General features: G+C 59.0%; 27 protein-coding genes. 13 read left to right on the top strand and 14 right to left on the bottom strand.

All coding sequences use genetic code 11. The features are described from left to right. Positions 1-9: 9 nt before the first annotated feature. The 3 genes from GSQ77_RS16350 to GSQ77_RS16340 are packed head-to-tail and all read right to left on the bottom strand — an operon-like array spanning position 10 to position 2,227. Positions 10-1,029, bottom strand: coding sequence for a 2Fe-2S iron-sulfur cluster binding domain-containing protein (locus GSQ77_RS16350; RefSeq protein ID WP_158903775.1), 1,020 nt, complete (start codon positions 1,027-1,029; stop codon positions 10-12). A gap of 3 nt (positions 1,030-1,032) precedes the next feature. Then, the gene (locus GSQ77_RS16345; protein WP_158903774.1) at positions 1,033-1,677 is read right to left on the bottom strand and encodes an RraA family protein; all 645 of its coding nucleotides are present in this window, start codon (positions 1,675-1,677) and stop codon (positions 1,033-1,035) included. Between the two features lies 1 nt (position 1,678). Continuing rightward, the gene (locus GSQ77_RS16340; protein WP_158903773.1) at positions 1,679-2,227 is read right to left on the bottom strand and encodes a pyridoxamine 5'-phosphate oxidase family protein; all 549 of its coding nucleotides are present in this window, start codon (positions 2,225-2,227) and stop codon (positions 1,679-1,681) included. 299 nt (positions 2,228-2,526) lie between these two features. Between GSQ77_RS16340 and GSQ77_RS16335 the strand changes: the two genes are divergently transcribed. From GSQ77_RS16335 to GSQ77_RS16300, 8 genes are all read left to right on the top strand, one after another. Continuing rightward, the gene (locus GSQ77_RS16335; protein WP_158903772.1) at positions 2,527-3,663 is read left to right on the top strand and encodes an ABC transporter substrate-binding protein; all 1,137 of its coding nucleotides are present in this window, start codon (positions 2,527-2,529) and stop codon (positions 3,661-3,663) included. Positions 3,664-3,746: 83 nt separating this feature from the next. Beyond that, positions 3,747-4,628, top strand: coding sequence for a branched-chain amino acid ABC transporter permease (locus tag GSQ77_RS16330; protein WP_158903771.1), 882 nt, complete (start codon positions 3,747-3,749; stop codon positions 4,626-4,628). Between the two features lies 1 nt (position 4,629). Beyond that, positions 4,630-5,487, top strand: a complete 858-nt coding sequence (locus GSQ77_RS16325) for a branched-chain amino acid ABC transporter permease (RefSeq protein ID WP_158903770.1) — start codon at positions 4,630-4,632, stop codon at positions 5,485-5,487. Beyond that, positions 5,471-6,247 (top strand): ABC transporter ATP-binding protein, encoded by a 777-nt coding sequence (locus GSQ77_RS16320; protein ID WP_158903769.1) that lies wholly within the window; start codon positions 5,471-5,473, stop codon positions 6,245-6,247. The genes GSQ77_RS16325 and GSQ77_RS16320 overlap by 17 nt, the downstream gene beginning before the upstream one ends. After that, a complete protein-coding gene (locus tag GSQ77_RS16315; RefSeq protein ID WP_158903768.1) occupies positions 6,240-6,974 on the top strand; it encodes an ABC transporter ATP-binding protein in 735 nt (244 codons plus the stop codon). Before GSQ77_RS16320 ends, GSQ77_RS16315 begins: the two co-directional genes overlap by 8 nt. Beyond that, complete coding sequence (locus GSQ77_RS16310) at positions 6,967-7,683, top strand: SDR family oxidoreductase (RefSeq protein ID WP_158903767.1); 717 nt, start codon at positions 6,967-6,969, stop codon at positions 7,681-7,683. The genes GSQ77_RS16315 and GSQ77_RS16310 overlap by 8 nt, the downstream gene beginning before the upstream one ends. A 41-nt stretch (positions 7,684-7,724) precedes the next feature. Then, positions 7,725-8,753, top strand: coding sequence for a DUF1338 family protein (locus tag GSQ77_RS16305; protein WP_254067651.1), 1,029 nt, complete (start codon positions 7,725-7,727; stop codon positions 8,751-8,753). 93 nt (positions 8,754-8,846) lie between these two features. Beyond that, positions 8,847-9,968, top strand: coding sequence for a branched-chain amino acid ABC transporter substrate-binding protein (locus tag GSQ77_RS16300; RefSeq protein WP_158903766.1), 1,122 nt, complete (start codon positions 8,847-8,849; stop codon positions 9,966-9,968). A 74-nt stretch (positions 9,969-10,042) separates the two neighbouring features. On the opposite strand, the gene GSQ77_RS16295 is transcribed toward GSQ77_RS16300, so the two are convergent. Together GSQ77_RS16295 and GSQ77_RS29825 are read right to left on the bottom strand one after the other, a co-directional pair. Next, positions 10,043-11,017 (bottom strand): DMT family transporter, encoded by a 975-nt coding sequence (locus GSQ77_RS16295; protein ID WP_158903765.1) that lies wholly within the window; start codon positions 11,015-11,017, stop codon positions 10,043-10,045. A 211-nt stretch (positions 11,018-11,228) separates the two neighbouring features. Next, entirely contained in the window at positions 11,229-11,351 is a 123-nt protein-coding gene (locus GSQ77_RS29825) for a hypothetical protein (protein WP_301951160.1), read from the bottom strand. A 93-nt stretch (positions 11,352-11,444) separates the two neighbouring features. Between GSQ77_RS29825 and GSQ77_RS16290 the strand changes: the two genes are divergently transcribed. After that, positions 11,445-12,029 (top strand): ABATE domain-containing protein, encoded by a 585-nt coding sequence (locus GSQ77_RS16290; RefSeq protein WP_158903764.1) that lies wholly within the window; start codon positions 11,445-11,447, stop codon positions 12,027-12,029. A gap of 127 nt (positions 12,030-12,156) precedes the next feature. On the opposite strand, the gene GSQ77_RS16285 is transcribed toward GSQ77_RS16290, so the two are convergent. The 4 genes from GSQ77_RS16285 to GSQ77_RS16270 all read right to left on the bottom strand — a co-directional run bounded on the left by GSQ77_RS16285 (position 12,157) and on the right by GSQ77_RS16270 (position 15,557). Beyond that, complete coding sequence (locus tag GSQ77_RS16285) at positions 12,157-12,720, bottom strand: TetR/AcrR family transcriptional regulator (protein WP_158903763.1); 564 nt, start codon at positions 12,718-12,720, stop codon at positions 12,157-12,159. Between the two features lie 78 nt (positions 12,721-12,798). Beyond that, the gene (locus GSQ77_RS16280) at positions 12,799-13,794 is read right to left on the bottom strand and encodes a lysylphosphatidylglycerol synthase domain-containing protein (RefSeq protein ID WP_158903762.1); all 996 of its coding nucleotides are present in this window, start codon (positions 13,792-13,794) and stop codon (positions 12,799-12,801) included. A gap of 26 nt (positions 13,795-13,820) precedes the next feature. After that, entirely contained in the window at positions 13,821-15,056 is a 1,236-nt protein-coding gene (gene hpnI, locus GSQ77_RS16275) for a bacteriohopanetetrol glucosamine biosynthesis glycosyltransferase HpnI (protein WP_158903761.1), read from the bottom strand. Positions 15,057-15,131: 75 nt separating this feature from the next. Next, positions 15,132-15,557, bottom strand: a complete 426-nt coding sequence (locus tag GSQ77_RS16270) for a hypothetical protein (RefSeq protein WP_158903760.1) — start codon at positions 15,555-15,557, stop codon at positions 15,132-15,134. Positions 15,558-15,735: 178 nt separating this feature from the next. On the opposite strand from GSQ77_RS16270, the gene GSQ77_RS16265 reads away from it, so the two are divergent. Beyond that, complete coding sequence (locus GSQ77_RS16265; protein ID WP_158903759.1) at positions 15,736-16,395, top strand: response regulator transcription factor; 660 nt, start codon at positions 15,736-15,738, stop codon at positions 16,393-16,395. Then, positions 16,395-17,846 (top strand): ATP-binding protein, encoded by a 1,452-nt coding sequence (locus GSQ77_RS16260; protein ID WP_174246449.1) that lies wholly within the window; start codon positions 16,395-16,397, stop codon positions 17,844-17,846. The genes GSQ77_RS16265 and GSQ77_RS16260 overlap by 1 nt, the downstream gene beginning before the upstream one ends. On the opposite strand, the gene GSQ77_RS16255 is transcribed toward GSQ77_RS16260, so the two are convergent. Further along, a complete protein-coding gene (locus GSQ77_RS16255; RefSeq protein WP_158903758.1) occupies positions 17,838-18,602 on the bottom strand; it encodes a glycosyltransferase family 2 protein in 765 nt (254 codons plus the stop codon). The genes GSQ77_RS16260 and GSQ77_RS16255 overlap by 9 nt on opposite strands. A 284-nt stretch (positions 18,603-18,886) precedes the next feature. Here GSQ77_RS16255 and GSQ77_RS16250 point away from each other — a divergent pair, with 284 nt between their 5' ends. Continuing rightward, entirely contained in the window at positions 18,887-19,480 is a 594-nt protein-coding gene (locus tag GSQ77_RS16250) for a CBS domain-containing protein (protein ID WP_158903757.1), read from the top strand. Between the two features lie 102 nt (positions 19,481-19,582). On the opposite strand, the gene GSQ77_RS16245 is transcribed toward GSQ77_RS16250, so the two are convergent. From GSQ77_RS16245 to GSQ77_RS16230, 4 genes are all read right to left on the bottom strand, one after another. After that, complete coding sequence (locus GSQ77_RS16245) at positions 19,583-20,209, bottom strand: DedA family protein (protein WP_158903756.1); 627 nt, start codon at positions 20,207-20,209, stop codon at positions 19,583-19,585. Positions 20,210-20,494: 285 nt separating this feature from the next. Next, positions 20,495-21,655 carry an FUSC family protein gene (locus GSQ77_RS16240; RefSeq protein ID WP_158903755.1) on the bottom strand — a complete coding sequence of 387 codons (1,161 nt, stop codon included), beginning with the start codon at positions 21,653-21,655 and terminating at the stop codon, positions 20,495-20,497. A gap of 164 nt (positions 21,656-21,819) precedes the next feature. Further along, entirely contained in the window at positions 21,820-22,734 is a 915-nt protein-coding gene (gene kdgD, locus GSQ77_RS16235; protein WP_158903754.1) for a 5-dehydro-4-deoxyglucarate dehydratase, read from the bottom strand. Positions 22,735-22,826: 92 nt separating this feature from the next. Further along, complete coding sequence (locus GSQ77_RS16230; protein ID WP_254067672.1) at positions 22,827-23,534, bottom strand: FadR/GntR family transcriptional regulator; 708 nt, start codon at positions 23,532-23,534, stop codon at positions 22,827-22,829. Positions 23,535-23,691: 157 nt separating this feature from the next. Here GSQ77_RS16230 and GSQ77_RS16225 point away from each other — a divergent pair, with 157 nt between their 5' ends. Next, positions 23,692-24,516 carry an NAD(P)-dependent oxidoreductase gene (locus GSQ77_RS16225; RefSeq protein WP_158903753.1) on the top strand — a complete coding sequence of 275 codons (825 nt, stop codon included), beginning with the start codon at positions 23,692-23,694 and terminating at the stop codon, positions 24,514-24,516. Positions 24,517-24,532: the final 16 nt, after the last annotated feature.

The raw sequence follows: 24,532 nt of genomic DNA, 5'->3' as shown, positions 1-24,532 counted from the left end.
GATAGGGTCCTAGGAGGGAAGAAACTCTTCCGAAAAAATGCGGCTTTGGGCGATAGCCCAGCCGGTGGCACGTTCTCGCACGGCATTGACCATGCCTGGAGGTCCGCACAAATAAGCGGCCCCATGCTGGCCCAGTTCGGCGAAATCGGCTTCGCTTAGCACGTCGACAACGCTGGCCTGGCGGATCGAAGGCTCGGTCGCACCTTCCATTACGGTCACGACGACCGACACCTCGGGCATCGCCTCGGCGATTGCCTTGAGTTCTTCGACGTAGAACAAATCGCTCGCGCGGGTGACGCCGAACACGACTTTTTTGGGGCCCGTGGACGAGCCCAGTTTTTGCTGTGCGCTGAGCATCGACAGCACGGGTGCCAAGCCTGTACCGCCGGCAACATACAGAGACGGCGCATGCGTATGGCGCCGATAGAACACGCCGTAGGGACCTGACACGGCCCACACATCGTTTTCGACGGGATGGTCGCGCAGATAGTGCGACATGGCGCCGTTTTCGAGTTCGCGAATCAAAAATCCGATTTCGGCGGTACCGGGCACCGTGTAGGGCGAGTAAGCGCGTGTGAAGTTTTGCCCGTTCGGCGTAACCCTGACGTATTGGCCGGGCAGGAAGTCGAACATGCGCAGACCTTCGGCTTTGCATCTGACGTCCCAGACCGTTTCGCTGACGCGGGTTTTACTGAGTACCTTGAGCTTGCGTTTCTTCTCCGGCAGCAGCGATGCGCGGCTATAGGGAAGCGTCAGGTCGACACCCGCCGACGTCGGCTTTGCTTGGCATAGCAGCACCGCCTCAGGTTCCCCCTTAGGTAAAGCGAGTTGATCGGCGTCCAGCGTGTACGCGACGGTTCCGGCCGTCAGCGTGCCGCGGCATGTCCCGCAAGTGCCGTTGAGGCAATCATGCGCAAGCGCGACGCCGGCATTACGTGCAGCATCGAAAATCGTGCTCGAATCCCCGCATGAAACGTGCGTTTCCTCGCCGTCCACAAACCTCATTCGAATAACAGATTCGGCCGTCATCGGTCAGACGCTCCAATGACGTTTTACTGCCTCACGCACTGACCCCGTCTCATAAGCGTCGGCGGCCATGCGCTCGATGCGCTGCTCGTAGAGATGGGCAATTTCCGCCACGGGGTGCACGTACTTCGCCGGTACGACAACCACGCCGAGGAAATCGCCGACGATCAGGTCACCCGTCTCGATCGTGACACCGCAGCATACGGACGACTTGCAAAGCGCCATCGTTTTGATGCGGCCGAATCCGCTCGCAGGCGACAAACCCATGCCGGCGACTCCGACCACAGAGTCCGGAAGCGCGGCGCTGTAACGTACCGGGCAATCGGTCAGCAGGCCGCCCAATTTTCGCGCCGTGGCAACCGCAATCTCGGGGGCACCGAACCCGCACCCGACGGGATCGGGCTCGCCTGCCAAGACGAGCACCGATCCCGCCTCGCATTCGTCGAGCGTTTGCATGGCTGCGTTGTGGTGCGCCTTTTCTCCGGTAGGCGCCATCATGACTGTGATCGCCGCACCGAAAATGCGCTTGCCGGCCAGTAGCCGAATAGGAGGAGGAATCACCAACTGCTTGCGACTAAGCGTGTCCAACGCGTCGGAGATTGCTGCGGTCGAGATCGTGCGCAAGCGATCGAGGTCGTCAGTAGTGTACATATCAGGAATCTATCCTCAGGTTAGTCGGAAGGCCGTCGATGCTTTCCATGTTGTTATCTGCCCAGTACTCCATCATTCCTTCTTCGCCCTTGGCTTCGGACCACTGCTGCAGCGTTGGGCGTTCGCGTTTGAGGTCGAACTCGGGGACCCCGAAGCCACATGCCGTTTGCACCTGGTGCACCTCGGCGACGAAGATCTGCCGTGTTCCCGGTAGCGCCGGAAACCGTGCCAGCAGGCTGTCCCATTCGTCATCGCCGCTCATGACGATATGCGCGGTGGTGAATAGCCGCATGATCATCGGCTGACGTCCGAAATTGCAGAACATGATGGTGAGTCGGCCGTTCTCGCCGACATGCGCGGCGGTCTCGTTCCCGCTGCCGGTCAGGTCCATGTACGCAACGCGGTTCGGACCGAGCACGCGGAAGGTATCCATCCCTTTTGGGGACACGTTGATGCGTCCCGAAGCGGGCGCCGTTGCAGTGAAGAACATCTTCTGTTCCTCGATGAATTCTTGGAATTGGCCATCGATGGCGGGGTAGAACTTGGACATGGGACCTCCGGTTCGTTCGCATTTGTGATAACCATTATTCAGGAACCCGGCAGGTCTTCAATAAATTTTTATTCAACCCGGATTGAAATTTATGGCCGTGCGTTTGCGCCCTTTTACGCGTATTTTTTTCTGGTGCCTGCGCAATCCAATCAAGTTGAATTTCCTTCAATCAAGACGCAGTTCTTTTGTTTGCTGCTGTGTTTTTGTCTCCCTACTCTCCATCCATGGCGTCATCCGGCGCATGGCTATCGCGATCTGCCGGACCTTGATTTCGTATGAACCATAGGGGGAATTCAATAATGACGGGAACGAAGCAGTGCAAAATAAAAGTACTGGCGGTAGCGACTTCGCTGCTGCTGGGCGTTACCTCGTTTGCCGGTGCCGCGGAGGTGAAGGTTGGCGTAGTGCAGGTGCTCACGGGGCCGAATTCCAAATTCGGCGGACAAACGTACAAGGGCATACAACTGGCTGCCGAGCAGATCAACGCCGCGGGCGGCATAAAGGGGGTAGGCACCGTCAAGCTGATCACCGAAGATACCGGCGGCAATAAGGAGCAAGCGGTCGATGCGTTTCGCAGACTGATTGCTCAGGAGCATGTTGCAGTGATCATTGGACCGACGCTGAGCAGCGAGGCGCTTGCCGCTGGCCCGATCGCCTGCCAGCGCGATATTCCGATGGTGACCGTCAATGCGACAGCCAAAGGGATTCCCGACATATGTCCTTTTGTCTTCCGCACTTCCCTGGCCGAGCGTCAATTGTTGCCGCTATCGGTGGCTCGCGCCGCTGCCAAATACAAGATCAAACGTGCTGCCATCTTTTACGCGAACGACGACCCGAATATGGTCGAGTCGTATGCCATCTATAAGGAAGCGGCGGCCAAGCAGGGCATCGATATTGTCGATGTCGAGTCGTTTGCCACGAAGGATACGGATTTTTCCGCGCAACTGACCAAGGTCAAGTCGATGAATATCGATGCGATCTTCACGGGCGCCTATCCGGACACCGGTGCGTCGATTTTGACTCAGGCAGCCAAACTCGGTCTGCCGAAAAACATCGTGTTTATCGGCGGCAACGGTTTCAATTCGCCCAACTTGATTTCGCTGGCGGGGCCTTCTGCCGAGGGCGTGATCGTGTCGAGTCCCTGGTATGTGGGGAAGGCCGATGCCGACAACGTCAGTTTCGTGAAGAGCTATCGAGCCAAGTATCAGCAAGACCCCGATACCTATGCGGCGCAGGGCTACCAGGGAATGATGCTGGTTGCGGCGGCGCTCGCCGGCTCGCCCAATCAGACCTCAACCGCGATCCGCGACACGCTGGCCGGCATCCGCATTACCGGCTTGTTCGGCGCTTTCTCGTTCGCCGCAAATCGCGACCCCGCGGGGGTCGGCAATGCGGTGACTCTGCAGGTGAAGGGCGGCACTTTCCAACCTATGTAGATCCGATGTGCGCGGTGTTGCCGACTGGGTGGCATCGTGCCCGCTTCTTGGAAATTGAGGTATTTAGAATTTGAGGTACAGAGATGTTTGCTCAACAACTCGTGAATGGCATTGTGCTCGGCGCGATCTATTCGCTGTTCTCGCTCGGCTTTACGATAATTTTTGGTGTCTTGCACGTCATCAACTTGATGTACGGCGTCTTCTTTGCGTTGGGCGCTTATGTATCGTTGTGGGCGGCCCAGTCGCTCGGTTTGGGATTAATCGCCTCGATCGCGCTTTCCGCGGTCGTGACCGGCGTCGCCGCGATCGGCCTCGATGCGCTTATCGTGACGCCGTTGCGCCGCCGCAAGGAGCGTTACCTGGCGTCATTGCTCGCGACGATGGGCATGTCCTTGTTTCTGTATGCCTTGCTGACGCGGTTCTTCGGCGCTGAACCGATGCGCTACCCGTCCGGGTTCAGCAGCGAGACGGTGCTCTCTCTTGGTAGCGTATCGATCAGTGTTTTGCAGATCACGATCGTCGGCATCGTTTTGATCGTGGTGGCAGCCCTGTTCTGGTTTCTCAAGAAGACCCGCTGGGGTGTCGCCGTGCGCGGGGTGGGCGATCACGAGACAGCGGCCTTGCTGGTCGGGCTGTCGCCATTTCGCACCACCGCACTGGTTTCATTTATCGGCGGTTCGCTCGCCGCCGTCGCGGGTACGCTGATAGGACTGAACTTCAACGCCGTTCAGCCGTTCATGGGCGAGACGATGATGCTGCAAGGGTTTGCCGTCGTGGTCATCGGCGGCCTGGGCAGCATGCCCGGGGCCCTGGCTGCCGGCATGCTGCTGGGCATCATCGAGATTCTGACTACCGCTTATATCTCGTCCGCTTATCGCGACGCGGTGACATTCGCGCTATTGCTCGCAACGCTGTGGGTCTTGCCTCAGGGCTTGCTGCCTACGTCCACAGCACGGAGAGTCTGACATGAGCGACTTCATCGCGAATTTTCTCTGGACTTACCAGACTGTACTTTCCCAGGTTGCGATCAACAGCCTGTTGGCGTTGGCGATGTACTGCGTACTGGCAACAGGACAACTGTTTCTTGGCCAAGTGGGCTTCATGGCAATAGGCGCGTATTGCAGCGCTGTGCTGACCACGACGCTGGGCATGCCGCTGTGGATTTCCATGCCGGCCGGGGCCTTGCTGGCTTTACTGGTAGCGCTGCTGCTGGTGCAGCCGATGCTGCGTCTATCCGGCGTGTACATGGCGATCGGCACCATCGCTTTCGGCGAAGTCATACGTTCGCTGGCGATTAACTTCGATGTACTCGGCGGCGCGCTGGGCATCTCTGGCATTCCGCAATCGCTGCCGCTGACGGCGCTGTATGCGATGGTCATCGTGGTCGCCGCGATCCTGGTTTGCGCGATGCATTCGCGGCTGGGACGAGCGGTAGAAGCAGTACGTACGGATGAACTTGCGGCTCAAGCGATGGGCGTGGACGTACGCCGCATCAAGTTGATCAGTGTGCTGGCGTCCGCGGCTCTCGCCGGGCTGGCGGGGGCCGCGGGTGCGCACAGCATGGGCACGGTAACGCCCAATGATTTTTCGTTTGTCGCCAGTGTTGCCATTCTCAGCTTCGTGGTACTGGGTGGCGTTGCTTCGCCGCTGGGCGCGATATTCGGCGCGGTACTGCTGACACTGCTGCCCGAGCTGTTGAGCAGTTTCAGCGAATTCCGCACGATGATCAATGGGCTGGCCATCGTACTGGTCGTCCTGCTGCTTCCCTCGGGCTTATTTCCATTAAAAATCATCAGGATTCGCGGCAATGCTAAGCGTCGATAACATTTCCATGCGCTTCATGGGACTCACCGCTCTCGATGGCGTGTCGTTCACGGTGAAGCAGGGCGAGGTCCATGCTCTCATCGGTCCCAACGGCGCCGGCAAAACCACGCTGTTCAACATCATTTCGGGCGTGCAAAAGCCGAGCTCAGGCACGGTGTCGTTCGAGCCGTTTGGCGATCTCGCGAAGATACCTTTGGGTCTACGTTCGGGCCTCGGAATGATGCGTACCTTCCAGAACATCAGACTGTTTGGATCGATGTCGGTGCTGGAAAACGTGCTGCTAGGCGCCACTTGCTTGAGGCGGGGTGGGGTATTGGGTGCGGCGATCGGGTCTCCCGCTGCGCGGCGGGAAGAACATTCGGTCGTGGCTGCCGCATACGCTTTGCTTGAGCGGGTGGGGCTCGCCGACGCGGCACTGGCTCCCGCACTCAGTCTTTCGTACGGTGCGCAACGTAGGCTCGAGATAGCGAGAGCGCTCGCGGGCGAGCCGCGTTTGCTGATGCTTGATGAACCGGCAGCGGGCATGAATGATGCGGAGCGCGAAACGCTGGCTGACCTTATCAGCTCAATACGAGACCAGGGCATCGCGATCTTGGTGGTCGAACACGATATGCCGTTCATCAACAAGTTGAGCGATCGCATCACCGTCCTGAATTTCGGCAAACGTATTGCATCCGGATCTCCTTACGAGATATGCCGCAATCCGGCAGTGATCGAGGCGTACCTGGGCAGTGAACATCGAGACACCGAGCATGCTTAAAGTATCCGATCTGAAGGTGTCGTATGGTGCCGTCGAGGCACTTCGAGGCGTCTCATTCTCCGTTGAGCATGGGCAAACGGTCGCGATGATCGGAGCCAATGGTGCGGGAAAATCCACCATCATGCGTTCCCTGTCAGGGCTCGTGCCGGTCCGAGACGGCGAGATCCGGTGTGATGGCGTTGTCATTACGGGCAGGGCGGCCGCCAGCATTGCAAAAAGCGGAATAGCGCAGGTTCCCGAGGGGCGACAGGTATTCCCCAACTTGACGGTCGCGGAGAATCTTCGGCTCGGTGGCTTTTGGCTGCCCACAGCGCGCTTTAACGCGGCGCTAGAGCGCACGCTGCTGCTGTTCCCACGACTGCGGGAAAGGCGCAAGCAATTGGCTGGCCTCTTGTCCGGCGGCGAGCAGCAAATGCTGGCGATCGCCCGCGCGCTGATGGCCGAGCCCAAGCTGCTTCTTCTCGATGAACCCAGCATGGGGTTGGCGCCCTCTATCGTTGACGAGATTTTCCGCATCGTTGCGTCTCTGAAAAATTCAGGCATGACCATCTTGCTCGTCGAGCAGAGCGTCAACCGCGCATTGCAGGCGGCGGATTATGTGTACGTACTGGAGCTCGGTCGCATTGTGGCGAAGGGCACGCCTGCAACGTTGGCACAAGGCATAGATCTGGCGGGTGCTTACCTGGGGCACGCCGCGAACGAAGAAAGGAGCGTAGGCAATGGTTAAGAAAGCGGTAGTGACAGGTGCGACTCGCGGCATTGGTGCTGCGATCACACGGCGATTGATCGAGGACGGCTTCGAAGTCATCGGTATCGCCCGGCATGTTCCTTCGAGTTTTCCCGGCGAATTTCACCAGTGTGACCTGAATGACCTGGAAAACAGCAGAGCGGTGTTCTCCCGTATCGGCCTCGCGCATGACGTTTCGATACTGATCAACAACGTCGGCGCCGTGGCAGTCGAGTCCGTTGCAGACATTACCGCGGACGCGTTGAGTTACCAATGGCGCGTGAACGTCGAGGCGGCTGTGCTGGCCATCCAGGCATTGCTCCCTTCGATGAGACGGCAGCGATTCGGACGCGTGATCAACATCGCAAGCGGTGCGCTACTTGGGAAGATCGGACGCACCGGATACGCGGCATCGAAGGCCGCGCTCGTAGGTTTGACGCGCACGATGGCAATGGAACTGGGGCCGAGCGAAGTCACGGTGAATTGCATCGCACCGGGACAGATCGGCACGGAGCTATGGGCGATGAATAACGATCCCGATAGCCCAAAAACGAAAGCCATGGTCGAGTCGATACCGTTACGGCGACTTGGAACGCCTGCCGATGTTGCGGGCGCCGTCGCGTTCTTCGCCTCCGAATCGGCAAGTTATGTCACGGGGCAAACCTTGTTTGTCTGCGGTGGGCTGACAGTCGGGCGCAGCACCCTCTAACGCCCCCAATCTATTTAACTTCGACTGTACGAGTAAAAAAAATGAAAACATCCGCGGTATTTCAATTACTTACCTACGTGGTTGGCGAGGAAGATGCGAACGACGTGATGGCACACGTTGCCGTCGACGCCTCTCTTCTTGATAAGCCGGTGCGAGGCCTGGCGGATCGCGCAACCATCGCGCAAACGCTGGCGCTGGTTTTGTTTCATGATCTGCTGCGGCGCGTTCCCGCAGCTAAGCGCTATGTGCACGAATTCAAGCCCAGGCACGAGAAGCTGGTCCTGGATCATGGCGCCGTACGCACGGTGAAGCTCCAAGGAATGGGCGCGTTGCCGTGTGGCGAGGTGGCGGTGACCCGCCTGTTAAAGCCGTTGGGCTATGCGTTTGCGGCGGAGTATCCTCTGCCGGCGTTGAAAATGACGGGCCGGTCATATCGGCACATGGACTTCCCCGAGCAAATTCCTCAGTTTTTTGTTAGCGAGATTTTGCCTGAGCTTTTCTCCGCGCCATTTCAAATGGCAGTCACCAATACCTTTGCCAGTTCCCACGATCCGGTTTCGGACAAGCTGCAAAGCCAGTTGGACGCGCTTGAAAGCCGAGGGGTGCTCGAGTTTCATGATGCCGCGGACGTGGTTTTGCGCGTAGCGCGTTGCTTTGATCGTCAGCATGAGCTGCCGAAGTTCGAGGACTACACCTCGCTGTTGGATGAATCCGCCGAGATGGGCTGGATCGCGACAGAAGGCAACACCTTCAACCATATAACCATTCGTGTAAGCGACGTCACTTCCTTGCATGCCAGTCTGGTCGAAGGGGGATACGCGATCAAACCGGAGGTTGAGATTTCATCGAGCGGCAACGTGTTGCAGACGGCTTTGCTCGCAGATAGTGTTTCGCGACGTTTGAAGGGCGCTACGAGCAGCTATATCGAACATACGGTACCGGGCTCGTTTTGCGAGTTTATCCAGCGTAAAGGTGCGCGAGGCAACGACGGCGTCGAGCGGCTCGACCTCGGTTTCGACAGCGGCAATGCAACTGCCATTTTTAAAATGACTACGGCGGCAGGACGGTAGCGCTTACCTGGCCAGGTGGTCTATCGCTTTCGCGACTGACGCACACCTGGCCGGCTTATTGATCCCGCAGTGACTTGGACTGAGGAACACCGAATGACGCGCTTTTATCTTGCATCGATCTTTTCGCTGTTTGCCGTGTTGGGGGGCTGCGCCAGTTGGACGACCTCGACACATTCCGCTCAAGCGCAAGATGACACTCTGTATGTAGTCGCACCATTCAGTGGCAACCTGAGCAATTTCGGCGCACAGATTCGAGTGGGAGTGGACGCCGCTATAGCCGAGGATAAATCGTTACACCGCTCGAGTGAGCGTGTGCATGCCGAATATCTCGACGACGGCTGCGATGCTGCCAAGGCCGTCGAAATCGCCAAGCACCTCGTGGCGATGGGTGCACGCGCGGTATTGGGACATGTCTGTTCCGTGGCGTCCATGCCCGCATCGGATATCTATGCCCGGGCGGGGATCCCCATGCTGTCGGCGGCGTCTTCGAATTCCGCTTTTACCGAGCGTGGGCTTTCCACCGTATTTCGTGTCGCCGGCAGAGATGATGACCAGGCACCGCTCGCCGCGGCAACGATTGCAACGCGGTTTCCGGGATGGCGGGTAGCGATCGTGCAAGAGGACGATATCACCGGGATGGGGCATGGGGGACGGGTGCGGTCGGCTCTTCTGAACAAAGGGATTGTTGCAAACCCGATGATCAGGATTGCCTCGCCGGATCAAATCCACGATGTCGTCAAAAAACTGATTGAAAGTCAAAGTCAGGTCGTTTTCTACGGAGGACATCAGGCAAGCCAGTTCGGCCAGTTGTTGAGTGCTGCGCGTGCCGCTGGCTTCCATGGTCAATTCGTATCGAACGATGGTGCTGCCAATAAATTGGTTTGGACAACAGCCGGCTCAGCGGCTGACGGGCTGCTATTCACATTCGATCGCGACTACAGTACCGCGCCCGTCGCTAGTAAGGCCGTGGCGCGTATAAAGGCAATGGGTGGCGAGCCTGGGGGGTTCACGTTGAATGCTTATGCCAGTGCCCAGATTCTCCTTCAAACCTTGCGAAATAATCGTTCTTCAAGCGAAAGCGGCCTGAGCGATTACATCCACGAGACCGCCTTTGAAACAGCGATCGGTACGCTGAGGTTCAATAAAAAGGGCGATCTCGCGCAGTCGCGGGAGGGTCTTTTCGAATGGCGTGATGGTAATGCTATAGCCGATTAGTCCAGTGCTTCCACACGCCTTTCTTAATCACCGCTGTTGTTGCCCCTCGATGGCTTCGAACCTGCAATTCGTGATCAAGGTTGACCCTCGGCCGTTGCTTCGCTCAACCGTTCCTTGTCGTTTCGAGCAGGCATGTCTCGATTCACCAGCCACAGCGCGACGCCAATCAATACTCCCCCAAATGCCTGAGCCCAGGAGAGTGACGTGCCGAGCACGAAGAAAGACAACACAACGGTAAACAGAGGCGCCAGAAAAAGATATCCGCTGGTCTTCGTTGCGCCGCCCTTGTTCAATGCAACGAACCATAATCCGAATGAGCCGGTCGAAGCGGGAATCGCGAGCCATACGAACCAACCCCATTGCGCGTGTGTCGTTACTGTCGGCCAATGTTCGCCGCTCGCATAAGCCATGATGAGCACAGCGATAGAGCCCACCAGCATCTGCCAAAAGCTCAGCGCCCACGAGCCCAGCGGCAGGTTTGCTCGTTTGTTGATGATGGTTGCCGCGGCCCAGCACAACGCGCAGGCCAGTCCGATCAATTCACCCGTCATATTGCCGGCCGCAGCGTGACCTTGGCCTGCGATTCCGATGGCGAGCACCACGCCCACGATACCTAACACCAAGCCAGCCACGCGTGCACCATGCAGGGACTCACCCAGGAAAATGCGACCCAACACCGCGACCCAAATAGGGTTGGTAAACAACAAGATCGCCGCCGTCGACGCCGAAATCGATCGCATTGCTACAAACAGTAATCCCATAACGGCAGTCGTTTGCAGGAGGCCGATGACCACCACGAGCGCGACATCGCGAATACCCATTCCCTTAGGCATCAGCGCCGCGAGCATCGAGCGGTTATCGAGCCGCACCAGTGGCAATGTTGCCAAGGCGGCTATCAAAAAACGCCAGCCGACCAGCAACATCGCGGGAAAGCCTTGCGCGAGCAGAATCTTTCCCGATACAAAGCTCGAGCCCATTAAAAACGTTGAAGCAAGCAAGATAATGAAGAACTGAGCGTCTCTATTGCCGCGCGGCGCAACGGTGGTCATTTGAAGATCTCCTTGTAAACATCAGATGGTAAAGTGTACATACTACATGGTACAATTCGTTGGTAAAAAAACCAGCGCTTTTGCGGCGATGGGCTAGATGTTCTGCAATGCGTGGACAAATCTTCACGATTCGGTCACGTCGCTGCATAATATGTACATAGTAGTAGGTACAGTTTGGCCGGTCAATAAGCTTTTGACGTCGATCGATCTGTCATAACAGATAGAACATACGTGGGCTTGCGGCCTTGATACCCGTTAGCGAATCAGCGGCGCCGATTTGATTGAGCGGGCTTAGGTTAGTCACACGCAGGATCCCTTGTTCGATCAGGTCCATCTCGCGTTTTCCTCGTCATGCGTTGAATAAATTTCACTTAAGAGCGGACGAGACCGATGTACAAAGAACCACATCTTTCTTGAGGAAGATTCAATGGCGGTAAGAGGTTTTTCGGCTGCTGATCACCAGGCGGTGCTCGAATTTCTAAACACGGTGATACGAGGAAACGAGCAGTCAGTTGACGTCTTCCAGGATGATGAAGATGTGGTTCTCTGGCTGCACAAAGCGGGGTTCTGGAAAGATGGACTCACATTTAAAGCAGAGCCAGGTACGTTGACGAGCGAGGCGCGGTTGCTTCGCGAGCTTATACGCGAGTTGCTCGTGCAACGAAAGGCGGGTGAGCCGGTGGATATCGGACGGTTGAACGATAAGCTGGCCAACGGAAGCTACCGCGTCGAGCTGACGCATGACGGGGAGGGAAACTTAATCATCTGTAGAAGATATACAGGTGACACGGCTGCCCAAGTGCTGATCCCGATTGCGGTGGCTGCGGCAGACCTGCTTGCAAGCGCCGACTTCAGACTCATCCGCAAGTGTGAAGGGGACCATTGTCCGCGGTGGTTTTGCGATAAAACGAAAGCCCACAGGCGCCGGTGGTGCGACATGTCCTCGTGCGGAAATTGTCAGAAAGTTGCACGATTCCGGACCCGAAAAAAAGACGATCGATCGCGCTCCTGACAAGGCCAACCCCGAAGTAGACACCGACATCTCCCGCTCCAGAGACGGCGATCCTATTTCGGTATCCTTATAGAATTAGATGAGTAACAATGGGTTGCAAAGAATCGTCATGTCCAAGATGGAAATATCAACGATCAGTTATGGCGACGTCTAAAAAGGCCAGCAAAGCTGTCCGAGCGTCCTCCGCCCGCGAGCGCTTCATCGCCCGGCTTACAGCAAAGCTTCCCTGAATCACGGACATAATCACCAGTGCTATCTGAGCCGCCGGCATGTTGAGCTTCACCTTGCGCGTAGCCTGCTCAGTTTTCAATATTTCGATTAATCGCTCTTCAAGATGCCGGAAATACCAATCCAGCGGTATGCGCAATTCTTCTTCCTGAATTGCCGAATCCCATACCAGCCGACCGACTCGGCAGCCCTGCAGCGGTTGATCATTCTGTGCCATGAATGTGGATACCCGATCTTTGAGTCGACCACCCAACAACATCGCTTCTTCGAAATCCCCGATCCGTTCGCGAACGACTTCTTCGATCGCCACCCGTGCCAGCGCTTGCTTGCTCGGAAAGTGGTGATAAAAACTTCCTTGGCCCGCATTGCTCATCGCCTGGATGTCACGTGGACTTGTGGCTTCGTATCCCTTTTCCCAAAGCAGTGCCTTGGTTGCCTCGATAATCTCTTCTCGCTTTCCCATGATGCTCGCCTACACCGGATAGATATCGTACATAGTAATAGGTACAATTCCATGTGTCAACCGCATGGGCGCCGGATCCTACAGCACGCCGATCATATGCCCGCGCTGCTTGCCCGACGACTCCGCGATTTGCCAAGCAAACAATCCCGGAACAAAAATCAGCAGGTCCCGGATACGTCGCGCGCCGGCCAGCGCGAGACACGTCGCCGGATCGAGGCCCAGTGCGCCGCCGATCAGGATGAAGCCGCCCTCCTGCACGCCCAGCCCTCCCGGCACAAAAAACGCCGCGCTGCTCAGGGCCTGGATCAACGATTCGATCACAACCGCCTCGATAAAGCTCACCCGCGCGCCCAGGAAATAGAGCGCCACCCAGATCTCCAGCGCGGTGGCAAAACATTGCAACGGCTGCCACCAGAACAGATACCGCAACACCACGCCGCGCCGCCGCCATACCAATTTGATCGACCGATCGATTTGCGCCGATCGGCCCGCCAGCGCAGCGAGTTGGCCACTCGTCACGCGGTTGAGCACGCGCGTGAGCCGTTCGAACGGGTTCGCGTGCTGGACAAGCGCAAACAGCACCAGCAACGGGGTAAGCGCCACTACGCCCCACGCCAGATCATCGGCGAGGCGCAGCGCATTCGATTGCGCGTGGGCCAGCAGGAAGCCGATGCCGACCATCGTGAACAGCAACTGGCTAATGAGCGTGAGTTGCATGTCGACGATGAGGCTGGCGACCGCCGTCGATGACCGTACCTGCCAACGTCGCATGAGCCGGAACGAAACGATCTCGCCGCCGATGCGTGCAACGGGCAGCATGCTGTTGACCGATTCGCGGATCCAGACCAAGCGCAGCATGGCGAAAAAACTGGGGCGATGCGCGCCACGAATCAACGTCTGCCAATCGCGGGCGTTCGCCAGCATCGGCAGCACATGGAGCAGCCCCGCCAGCATGAGCCCAGCGCCTGCCGTGCGCATCAGTGCCAGCACGGCAACCGGGTTGTCGTTCCAGATCAGCCAGAGTGCCGCCAGTAATCCGGCCAACGCGGCGACGCGCCCCAGGTGCTTCATCATGTCAGTACCCTATTGATGCGTCCGGATTACTCGTCGCGAATCGGATCCAGCAACCCGTTCCCATCCACATTGAAGCTCAAGCCGCGCCAGATGACCCGAGTCGAAAAAAAACTCGCAACGAAGATAGCAAACGAAACAATATCCCAGATCGGTAGCAGCCATAGGTCGCGACGCGGTTGCCGCAACGCGCGATCCGACAACCATTTCAGCGCAAATCGGGCGCACATGGCCACCAGTACGAGCGAGCATGACCATGTGGCCGCGTCCGATAGCAACACCGCGAGCAACGCAAACGCAAGCGGATAGATCAGTGCCGAGCCTAGATGGCAGACCGGAGCGATGGTCCGTACGGTGCGGCTCCAGCGCAATTCGTGCGAGATCAGCTTGGCGACACTGGTTTCCACACAGGCGTGCGAGACGATGAGCGGAGGAATGACCACTTTCTCGCCGATCAGGCGGACTGCTTCGCCGATCGCGTAGTCCTCTGCCAGATGATGCACAAACTGGACGAACCCGCCGATCCGGTCGAGCGTTGCACGCCGCATCGCGATGGTTTGCCCAAGGCAGGGGCGCGCCAGGCCGAGCGCGAGACCCATCACCACGCCAGGAAGAAACTGATAATTCGTGGCTTTGGCTGACAGGCGCGGCCAGAATCCCGGACCGGGCAGGCCGCGATAGACGCAGGTGACCACGCCGACGCCCGGTTTCTGCAATTCGCCGATGATGTTACGCAGATACGTCGGCGCCACGCTGACGTCGCTATCGGCAAAGACCAGCACATCATGGAGGGCCTGCGGCAACATGTTGACGATGTTGCTGATCTTCCGGTTGGGTCCGTGCAGGCGCGGGTCGGCCACCACCGTGATATGAGCCAGCGGATGCAGCCGGCGCAACTCGGCCAGGATCTGCATCGCCGGGTCCGCCGCATCGTGCACGCCGAACAGGAATTGCACGGGCCCGGGATAGTCCTGCTGACAGAAGCTCGACAGATTGCTCAGCAACGCCCACTCGTCGCCGTGCAAGGGCTTGACGATCGTGACAGGCGGATAGCTGGTGGGCTCCGATATCGATCGCGCGAAGAAACGCCCGATCAACGCGCCTGCCAACAAGGTATAGCCGATACCGAATACCGCAGCTGCACCGCAGGTAAATGCGAACGCGGCAAGCAGCAGTTGTGCCGCGTGTAGCGGACCCTCAAAGGCGATTAGTGCGGTCACGAACAGCAGACTCATCGGGTAGGCAAGCCACGTGAAGGCTTTCATGCCCGAGGCATTCGCGGGGTACGGCGGGGGCGGTGCGCCCGGCTCGCGCTTTTCATGAATGCTCCAGGAAGCGGTCTAGCGCTCGGCCAATTCGAACAGCCTGCGGCTGAGGCGAAGATGAAGAACGACGAGCGGACGTCTCGGGCATGTCGGCGAGAGGGTAACAGTCTGGGTAGCAGTCTGTGGGGTGACAGTTTCCGACGATACTCCGCTGAAAGTAGCGTAATGATGTGCGACGGCTGACCGAAACGTCGCCCCGGCGATCTGCCTGGTCACGAGCACCGCGACGAGCAAAATAAGCATGACGGTCAGGCGAAAGCCCGTGGATTCAAAGGTCTCTTGAGAACAGCCGAACACGACGATGGCGACCAGAATGACGAACTCCACGAGCGTGGCCGCGAGCGACGCCGTGAGGAGGTACGCACGTAGCATGTCCACCGTGGCCGCTTTTAGGGGCGGCTCAGGTATTCGAAGGAATGGAAGTATCGATGGCGCTTTCATTTGCCTTCTCCGGCTTGGTTCGTGGCTGACCTCAGGTTTGACTGAACCAGCCGCCAAACGTTACCGCTCAATCCTGAAGGAAATCTTAAGCAAGCCAACGCCGTGCTGGCGCATATCCGCAAGTTGGTTACACTGATCCCTGTTCAGCAACCTGGTCTTGCCCGGCAGCCCGTTCTTTATGCGCATACTCCTTGTCGAAGACGACGATCTGATCGGCCTTGGTGTCGAGGCGGGACTCCGTCAGGCGGGTTTTGCGGTCGACTGGGCACGCGATGGGCGCGCTGCGAATCTCGCGCTGACCACCACGACCTACGCGTTGGTCGTCCTCGACCTTGGCCTGCCCAAGATTTCGGGCATCGAATTGCTGAAGTGGTTGCGTAGTTGCGGCAAGGATGTGCCGGTGCTGGTGCTTTCCGCGCGCGGGACCGTAGCCGACCGGGTGGGTGGGCTGGAATGCGGCGCGGACGACTATGTTGGCAAACCGTTTGACCTCACCGAGCTTATCGCGCGCTGCCGCGCGTTGTTGCGCCGCTCGCAGGGGCGTAGCGCCGAAGTCATCCATTATCGCGATCTCACGGTGGACCCTGCAGCACGAACCGCGCTGCGCTGCGACGTGCGCGTGCAGTTGACCGCCCGGGAGTGGGCGGTACTGGTTCAATTGCTTACGCATCAGGGCGTTCCGCAATCGAGGTCGCGTCTCGAAGAGAGTTTGTACGGGTGGCAAGAGGAAATCGAAAGCAATGCGGTCGAGGTGCATGTGTCCAATCTGCGTAAAAAACTCGGCACGGACCTGATCAGGACCGTGCGTGGTATTGGCTACGTCGTGGAGAAGGCCTGATGCCGGCATCGATACGCCGTCACCTGATGCTGCTGGTGTTTGCGAGCATCGCGCTGGTTTGGGGCATTGCGCTGCTATCGAGCTTTCGCCACGCCACCCACGAGGTCGAAGAATGGGAAGACGCGCGTCTTGCGGAATTCGCTCAAACGCTAACCTTGCTCGATCAAAACGATCTGACCGTTTTGTCGAAGACGCAGATCGATGCACGCGACGAATACAGCCGCGTCGGATCCAGTGGTGCAGATGATGACGACGACAAACTGCCGCGCGACATGTTGTTTCAAGTGCGCGACGCGCACGGCCGTATCCTGGCCAGCAGCCCCGACCTGATGCCGCTGGGCGCTTGGGATCCCCCCTCGGAACTACCGCCGCAATCCCAAGGAGGCGCGCACACGATCACGCTGGGACGGCGGGTTGCGGGTGAACCCATCGGACAACCGTGGCATACCTATACCCTCTATGACGGCGCGAGCGGACGTACGGTGCGCGTGCTGGAGCCCGCCAACACCCGCAGCGACCTGGCGACAGGGGCCGCGCGTCGCATCTCCGAGCCGATTGCCTTCGCGCTACCGATTCTTGCACTGCTTGTGTGGGTCAGCATCGGTCATAGTTTCCGCCCCTTAAGACTATTGTCGAAGGTGATCAACGCACGCGAGATCAACCAGCTTGAGCCGATCGACATGGGCCGTTCGCCCTCGGAGGTGCGACCGCTCATCGACGCGATCAACCATCTGCTGTCCCGGTTGCGGCAGTCGATCGTCCGGGAGCGCACATTCACGGCCGACGCGGCGCACGAATTGAAGACACCGCTGGCCGCCATCAAGGTACAGGCACAGGTGGCGTTGGCCGCACAGGATACGCAACAGCAGCGCCTCGCGATGGAGCGAGTCGTACAGGGGGTCGATCGCAGCGCGCGTCTTGCCGAGCAATTGCTGCTGCTGGCCCGGCTCGACGAGCATGACCGGATGCCTAGCTCGGTGCTGGCCTTGGATGGACTCGCGCGTGACGTTATCGCCGCTAACGAGGAGGGGGCCAAGCGCCGGGGCATAGGTGTCGCGCTGGTCAGCGACGCCCGCGTTGAAATCGTCGCCGAACCGGTTTTGGTGAATATATTGCTCGATAACCTCATCGACAATGCGCTCAAGTATTGTGATTCGGGCGACCGCGTCGAAGTGGAAATAGGGCGTAACAATGTCCACGCGGCCCATGCAGCCCAGACGGTTTTGCTGACAGTGCGGGACAACGGTCCCGGCGTCGGGATCGAGGAGCAGGGGCGTCTTACCGATCGATTCTTTCGAGGCACCGGCACGAGTTCGACGGGCAGTGGGCTCGGCCTGTCGATAGTCGCTCGCATCGTGGAGTACTTTGGAGCGAGTTTAAGTTTTGGTGCCGGCATCGATGGCCGCGGTCTTGCCGTGGAAATTGCCTTCCCGTGCGCGGCTTCAGATTGAATTGTCGTGGGGTTTCCGGATGCGCACCGAGAACGGTGCCGCCCCAGCGTGATGCACGCGTAATGCAAGCAGATGATACGTTTGCGAAATCAGGACCATCGGATACGCGACCTGCAACAAATCGGCAATCATCCGCCATTCGGCGCGAATTCCCTTCCAAAATCCGAGTTTTTCGGTCTTCCTCGATTGCGTAACTTGTGGCCAGTGCGTAACGGCAATCGGGAGTTGGCGCGCGATGATCTCGCGATTCATGAAGACCTCGATGCCGAAGCGCGGCAATCGGTGGATCTCCTTGAGCGCGCCGCTCAACAGGTCTTTGCGGATTACCCGTTCCCCGGAAACAAAGTCGAGCCCGATTGCACGGAACAGTAAAAGACTGTTTTGCCGCAGGCTCACGCTGACATCGGTCTCACCCGACATGACCGGGGCCGCGAGCGCCGTGATGTGCTCGGCGGCCAAGCCTTTGAGATCCGCGTCGAGCAGCATGAGCAACGGGTTCTGCGCCGCTGCGACGCCGGTTGCCATCGCGTGGCTTTTACCTCGATTGGTCGGATAGGAAATAAGCTTGACCGACGTAAAACGCTTGACGACGTCCGCTGTGCCGTCGGTCGAACCGTCGTCGACGACGATGATTTCGTGCAGCAGCGGATGCACGCTGGCCACCGCGAGGACAGCGGCGATTCGCGGTGCTTCGTTGTAAGCGCAGATGATGCAGGAGATTCGGTTGCTGAGATGAGGGGGGGAACGGCTGGTCATGACATATCCGGAGTTATCGAGCAACGGGCGCCCGGCTGGCCGTGCAACTGGAGCTGGTACTGAAACTGGCACAGAAACAAACTGGTACGGCAATAAGTTGTACGACCGCCCGGCCGTTGTTTTGGTTCAAGCGCACGCTTGCCGATGGCACGATAAACTACACAAGCGACGCCATTCGCCGTAAGGTCGTCACTATACGCATACGCACCTAGAGGCTCAAGACCAGACCGAACCTCTCGCTTGGCTCCCGTTTTCATGATTTTCGCCTTCAATAAGGAGTTTCCATGACCTATGCGACGTTACTCACCTACCGCTTCACGCATGGCGCCACGATTACTCAGGCCCAGCCGCCACAACCCGGAACGGTCACGCTCGATTCGCCCGCTCTGAGCGTCATGACCGATCTGGCGACGGTGCGCGCCGCAACCATTCATCCGCATATGTCGTTATCGCAGGCGGAAGCCGAAATGATGCATCAAGGCGTGCGCTTGCTCTTCGTGGTCAAGGAGCTTGCCTGGGTCGAAGGCATCGTGACGCTGACCGACCTGCTGGGAGACAGGCCGCTGATGTTGGTGCATCAACGGAATATGAAGCACCACGATATCACTGTGGACGATGTGATGACGCGGCTAGGCGATCTCGACGCTATCGACGAGGCATCGCTGGTCCACGCGAGCGTGGGCAATGTGGTGGCTACCTTGCTCAGGTTTGGGCGTCCCTATTTGCTGGTGGTTGAGGCCGGTGAGCCCGGCTCCCAGGCGCGTATTCGGGGCCTCATTTCTGCAAGCCAAGTGGAGCGGCAGCTCGGAGCGCCGTTACCCAGTCTCACGATTGCCGCGACCTTCGCGGAAGTGACCCGGGCGCTCGACGAGCGGTGAACGCCGCGTTGGGTCGGTGGACGCAACGATAGCTCGGATGAACCGCTCGATGAAAAGCTGGGCGCAAACCGTGGCTATCGTAGACCACGGCCAGACGTCGGGCTATTTGCGTTTGCTGACATAAAGTATCGCGCCTTGCACGGCGAAGACCAGCAACGCCGCGACGACCAAGGCGACGGAGAGTCCCGTCAAGTGCATCTGTACCCAGGAGATTCTGCCGAGCCGGTGACCGAGCATCAGTAGCGCGAAGGTCCAGGCGACGCAGCCGATCGCGTCATAAGCGATATATCGCTTTGTGCTGATCTTGGATAAGCCGGCGGCCAGCGGTGAAAATGACCGCGCGAAACCGATGAAGCGGCACGCGATGATGGCAACGGCGCCATATTTTTTGAAAAACGCGCGGGTCCGGTTTATTTTGACGCGCGAGACCCATTTCCCGTGCGTCATCGCGCGGCCGAAGCGGCTGTGCGCCAGCGAAAAAGCGGTGGTGTCGCCCAGCAGGGCCGAGATGGAGAAGATCGCCACGGGGAGCAACAGCGAAGCTTGCTGGGCGGCCAAAAATGCACCCGCCGCAAGCAGCAGCGAATCCACCGGCAGAAACAGCATGAAAATGACCGCTGTCTCAAGATAGACGACAGCGCCGATGATCAGCCAGCCAGTCAGCGGGTTTTGATTGAGCAGTAGTTCCACGCCATGTTCGTTGAACATCCAGGCAATCAACGAAGTCATCGGACGTGGGCCCCAGGTCGGCGATCGGTCGCGCTGAAGGCGAGACCAGTTGTACTGAGGGCGGAACCGGTTCTACTTAGGGCGGGGAGTGTTCTTATCGTAGACAGCATGCGGTCGTCCTGATCCAACGTTGAGAATCTCCGCAGCCGAGCTCATGAAGCCAAGCTCATGAAGCCGAGCCCACGCAGTCGAGCTTGGGCAACTGGGTTAAGCAGCTGGATTTAGCGAGATTATCACGGGTAGATTTCGATTGCTCATGCAGGTTCTCACGCAGCTTCTTGCAGCCTACTCTGCCGGGGCAGCGGGTCGGAGCGGGAAAATAAACATCGCGGCGGCAAGACCCAGCACGCCCCCAAGCAGCGTCTCCCACGCACGCGCCACCAGCACCGAGATCGAATGCTCGCCACTGACTGCCAGCGTCACGATCAGCGTGAAGGCGAATGCGGCACAGGCGATATCGTAGCGATTGGGCGTGGCCATCGCATAGACGATCATCGCAAGCGCCGCTGCGATCCAGATCAGCAGCGGCGCATACATGGCGATCGGCAGGCAGACCAGCGCCAGTGGCACACCGATCAGGGTTCCGATAATGCGGCGTCGCACGCGTTCCACGGTGCCGGCCGCGGAACCCGCGATCACGTACACGCAGGCCGTGATAGCCCAAGCTGATTCTTCCAGCCCTATTGTCGCGTTCAAGGCAACAATGATGAGCGCGCTGACGGCGGCCTGTAGCCCCATGGCCCAGTGCGGCGACACTCCGCTGCCACCGGGGCCGCGCGCGTTGGCGAGGGCTTGCGTCGGCGCAAGCACCGGGCGCTCGGCTGGACCGCTGAGTAAGCGCGGCACGATTGCAGCCAAAGCGGCGATCAAGCCGGCAATGCAGACCGCACCCAGATCGGCGCGCGTCAAACCCGCTCCGTACGCGAGCAATTGTCCAATATAGATTTGCGACCCGATTCCCGCGCCAAGCATACCGAACCGCCTCAGGTATCCAACGAGAAACGCGCCTGTTATGAGCACCAATTCAGTCGCGGCGGGTCCCATGCCGCTGAGCAACGGGGCCGCGCCGATGAAGGTGGCGGCACCGAGTGCCGCAGCACCGCACAGCAGTGCGAGGTCTCGGCTGGATTCGAGGCGCGTGGTTCGACCTTCCGATACGCTAGCCCAGAGCGCAAAACCGCCTGCAAGCGAAGCCAGGGCTATGCCAGTCGGCAAGCCGTGCGTGATATCGCGCAGCGATCCGAGCGCTGCCGCAATGCCGTACGCCGTGACGAGTCGTAAGCCCTTGATGCGACGATGCGTGCCGGGGTCGACGCGCTCCAGCCACCTCAAAGCCGCGTCCAAAGGCCAAGGAAGGCGCTGAATGCGTGCTGGCTCTGGAGTGGCCGAGTCCGTGGAGTGCTCTTGCGCGCTACGGACGGCGCTGACCTGCTGATCGCTATCCATCGAGATCACCGTTAGACCGTTAAGCTCGCTTAATTGGACGCCGCGTTGGACGCCCCGCCGGACGCCGCTAGATCCGCCATACCGCCACCGGACCGCAACGTCGCCCAGAACCGAGCACCGCTCCATATTACTCCGGGCGCTCGCGGCAAACTCCCAGCCTAGCCTTACTGCGCGCCCATTTTCTTGATCAGCACATCCAACTGCGCCATTTCGGCTTCCGTCAGATCGGTCAACGGTGCGCGCACCGGGCCGGCGCTGCGGCCGATCAGCTTGGCCCCGGCCTTTACGATGCTGACCGCGTAGCCGGCGCGGCGATTGCGGATGGCGAGGTAGGGCAGGAAGAACTCATCGAGCAGGCGGTTGGTGGTGGCATGATCGTTGGTCTCGATCGCGCGGTAGAAGTCCATCGCCGTTTTCGGAATGAAGTTGAATACGGCCGACGAATACACGGGCACGCCGAGCGCCTTGTAAGCCGCCGCATACACTTCTGCGGTCGGCAACCCGCCCAGATACGAAAAGCGATCGCCAAGGCGACGGCGTATCGTCACCATATTTTCGATCTCGCCCACGCCATCCTTGAAACCGATCAAGTTCGGGCAGCTATCGGCCAGGCGTTCCAGCATGTCCGCGTTCAATTTGGAATTGGCGCGGTTATAAACGATCACGCCGATCTTGAGCGACTTGCACACTTGCTCGACGTGCGCCGCGATGCCTTCCTGGCTCGCTTCGGTCAGGTAATGCGGCATCAGCAAAATGCCGTTGGCGCCGAGCCGCTCGGCTTCTTGCGCATAAGCGATCGCAACACGTGTCGCACCGCCCGCACCCGCGAGGATAGGCACTCGCCCTTTGCACGTTTCGGTGGCGATGCGGATTACGTTCGAGTATTCGCTTTGCGTCAGCGAGAAGAACTCGCCTGTGCCGCCGGCCGCGAACAGGGCACTGGCGCCATAGGGCGCAAGCCATTCAAGGCGTGCGGCATAAGTGTCGGCACGAAACTCGCCCTGTTCGTCGAAGTCGGTCAGGGGAAACGAGAGCAGGCCTTGTGAAACGATTTGTTTGAGTTCTTGGGGTGTGGTCATGATGAGCGCTTATTGTGCGAAGAAGAGTGAGTGACGCATCAAAAAAAAATCAGGGTTATGTGCGGCTTATGTGCAGCGACAGACAAGAACGATCAAATACCGTCCTGCGCGCGGCGCAGCCGCTCGCGACTGTTGATCAAATGGATACGCATGGCTGCGCGCGCCGATTCAGAATCCTGGCGCGCGATCGCGTCGAGGATTTGCTCGTGCTCGCGGTTCACGCGGTGCAGGTACTCGGAAAACTGGTCTTGCGGAATCTGCGTCGAGGTGATGCGTGTGCGCGGGATAATCGTGGTGCCGAGGTGGGTCATGATCTCGGCAAAATAACGGTTGCCGGTGGCGCGTGCGATTTCAAGGTGGAAGCGGAAATCCGGCGAGACCGTCTCTTCGGCCTCGCTGACGTTGCCTTCGAAATCCTCTAGCGCGCGGCGCATCGTCAGCAGTTGTTCTTCGCTGCGCCGCAAAGCCGCCAAGCCAGCCGATTCCGTTTCCAGGCTCACGCGCAACTCCAGCACGGCCAACACATCGAGCGAGACGGCGACGTCAGCCGGATCGAGCCGGAAGATGCCGCTGGGACGCGCATCGAGCACAAAGGTGCCGATACCGTGCCGCGTTTCCACCAGGCCGGCAGCCTGCAGTTTCGACAGCGCTTCGCGTACGACGGTGCGGCTTACATTAAAGCGCTGGACGATTTCTGCCTCGGTGGGCAGTCTGTCGCCCGCCTTCAGTTGCTGTTCCTGGATCTGTTGTCCAAGTGCCGCGACCAGTTCGGTCGTCAGACTGCGTCGCGTGGAACGCAGCCCACCCGCGGGAGTATCGATAGAAGCGTTCAAGGTACGAAGCACGATGGATCTTCAGGTTGGCAGGGGTGGTTAGCAACATTGACAAACGGGCTTGTGAATGATGATAATCGAATCCTAGTCATAAGACAACGTATAACACACGGAGACCGGCTTAATGGCCCATCAAGAGAACGAGATTCAATACCCGCGCCTGTTGCTCACCGGCGCCGCTGGCGGCGTGGGGCGGGCCATGCGTGCGCGCCTGGCCGAATTCGCGAAGGTGCTGCGCGTGTCCGATCTGGCTGCGGCGCTGCCGCCCGACGCCGCTGCGCACGAAGAAGTCGTGCCGTGCGATCTGGCCGACAAACGAGCGGTCGATGCGCTGGTGGCCGGGTGCGACGCGATCATCCACCTCGGCGGCGTGTCGGTCGAGCGGCCCTTCGAAGAGGTGCTGGAAGCCAATATCAAGGGCGTGTTCCATATATACGAAGGTGCACGGCGTCACGGGGTCAAACGCGTGATATTCGCCAGTTCGAATCACGTTACGGGTTTTTACCGGCAGGACGAAAAAATCGATGCCCATGCCTTGCGCAGGCCGGACGGTTACTATGGCTTGTCCAAGTCCTACGGCGAAGACATGGCGCAGTTCTATTTCGATCGCTACGGCATCGAAACTGTCAGCATCCGGATCGGATCGGCGTTTCCGCACGCGAAGGATCGCCGCATGATGGCGAGCTGGCTTAGTTACGGCGATCTCCATGAGTTGCTGCGGCTTAGCCTGTTCACGCCGAAAGTCGGGCACACCGTCGTATACGGCATGTCGAATAACCTCGTGCAGTGGTGGGACAATCGGTGCGCCGCGCATTTGGGCTTTGTCGGCCGCGACTCGTCCGAGCAGTTTCGCGCTAGCGTGGAAGCTCAGCCTCGGCCCGCCGCGAACGATCCGGTCGCCGTGCTGCAAGGTGGCGCGTTTACAGCGGCAGGGCCATTCGAGTCTTGATCAAGGATCGGGATAA

The sequence above is a fragment of the Burkholderia sp. L27(2015) genome, from assembly GCF_009765705.1.
Taxonomy (GTDB): domain Bacteria; phylum Pseudomonadota; class Gammaproteobacteria; order Burkholderiales; family Burkholderiaceae; genus LMUX01.
This window is presented reverse-complemented; position numbering and strand designations above follow the sequence as displayed.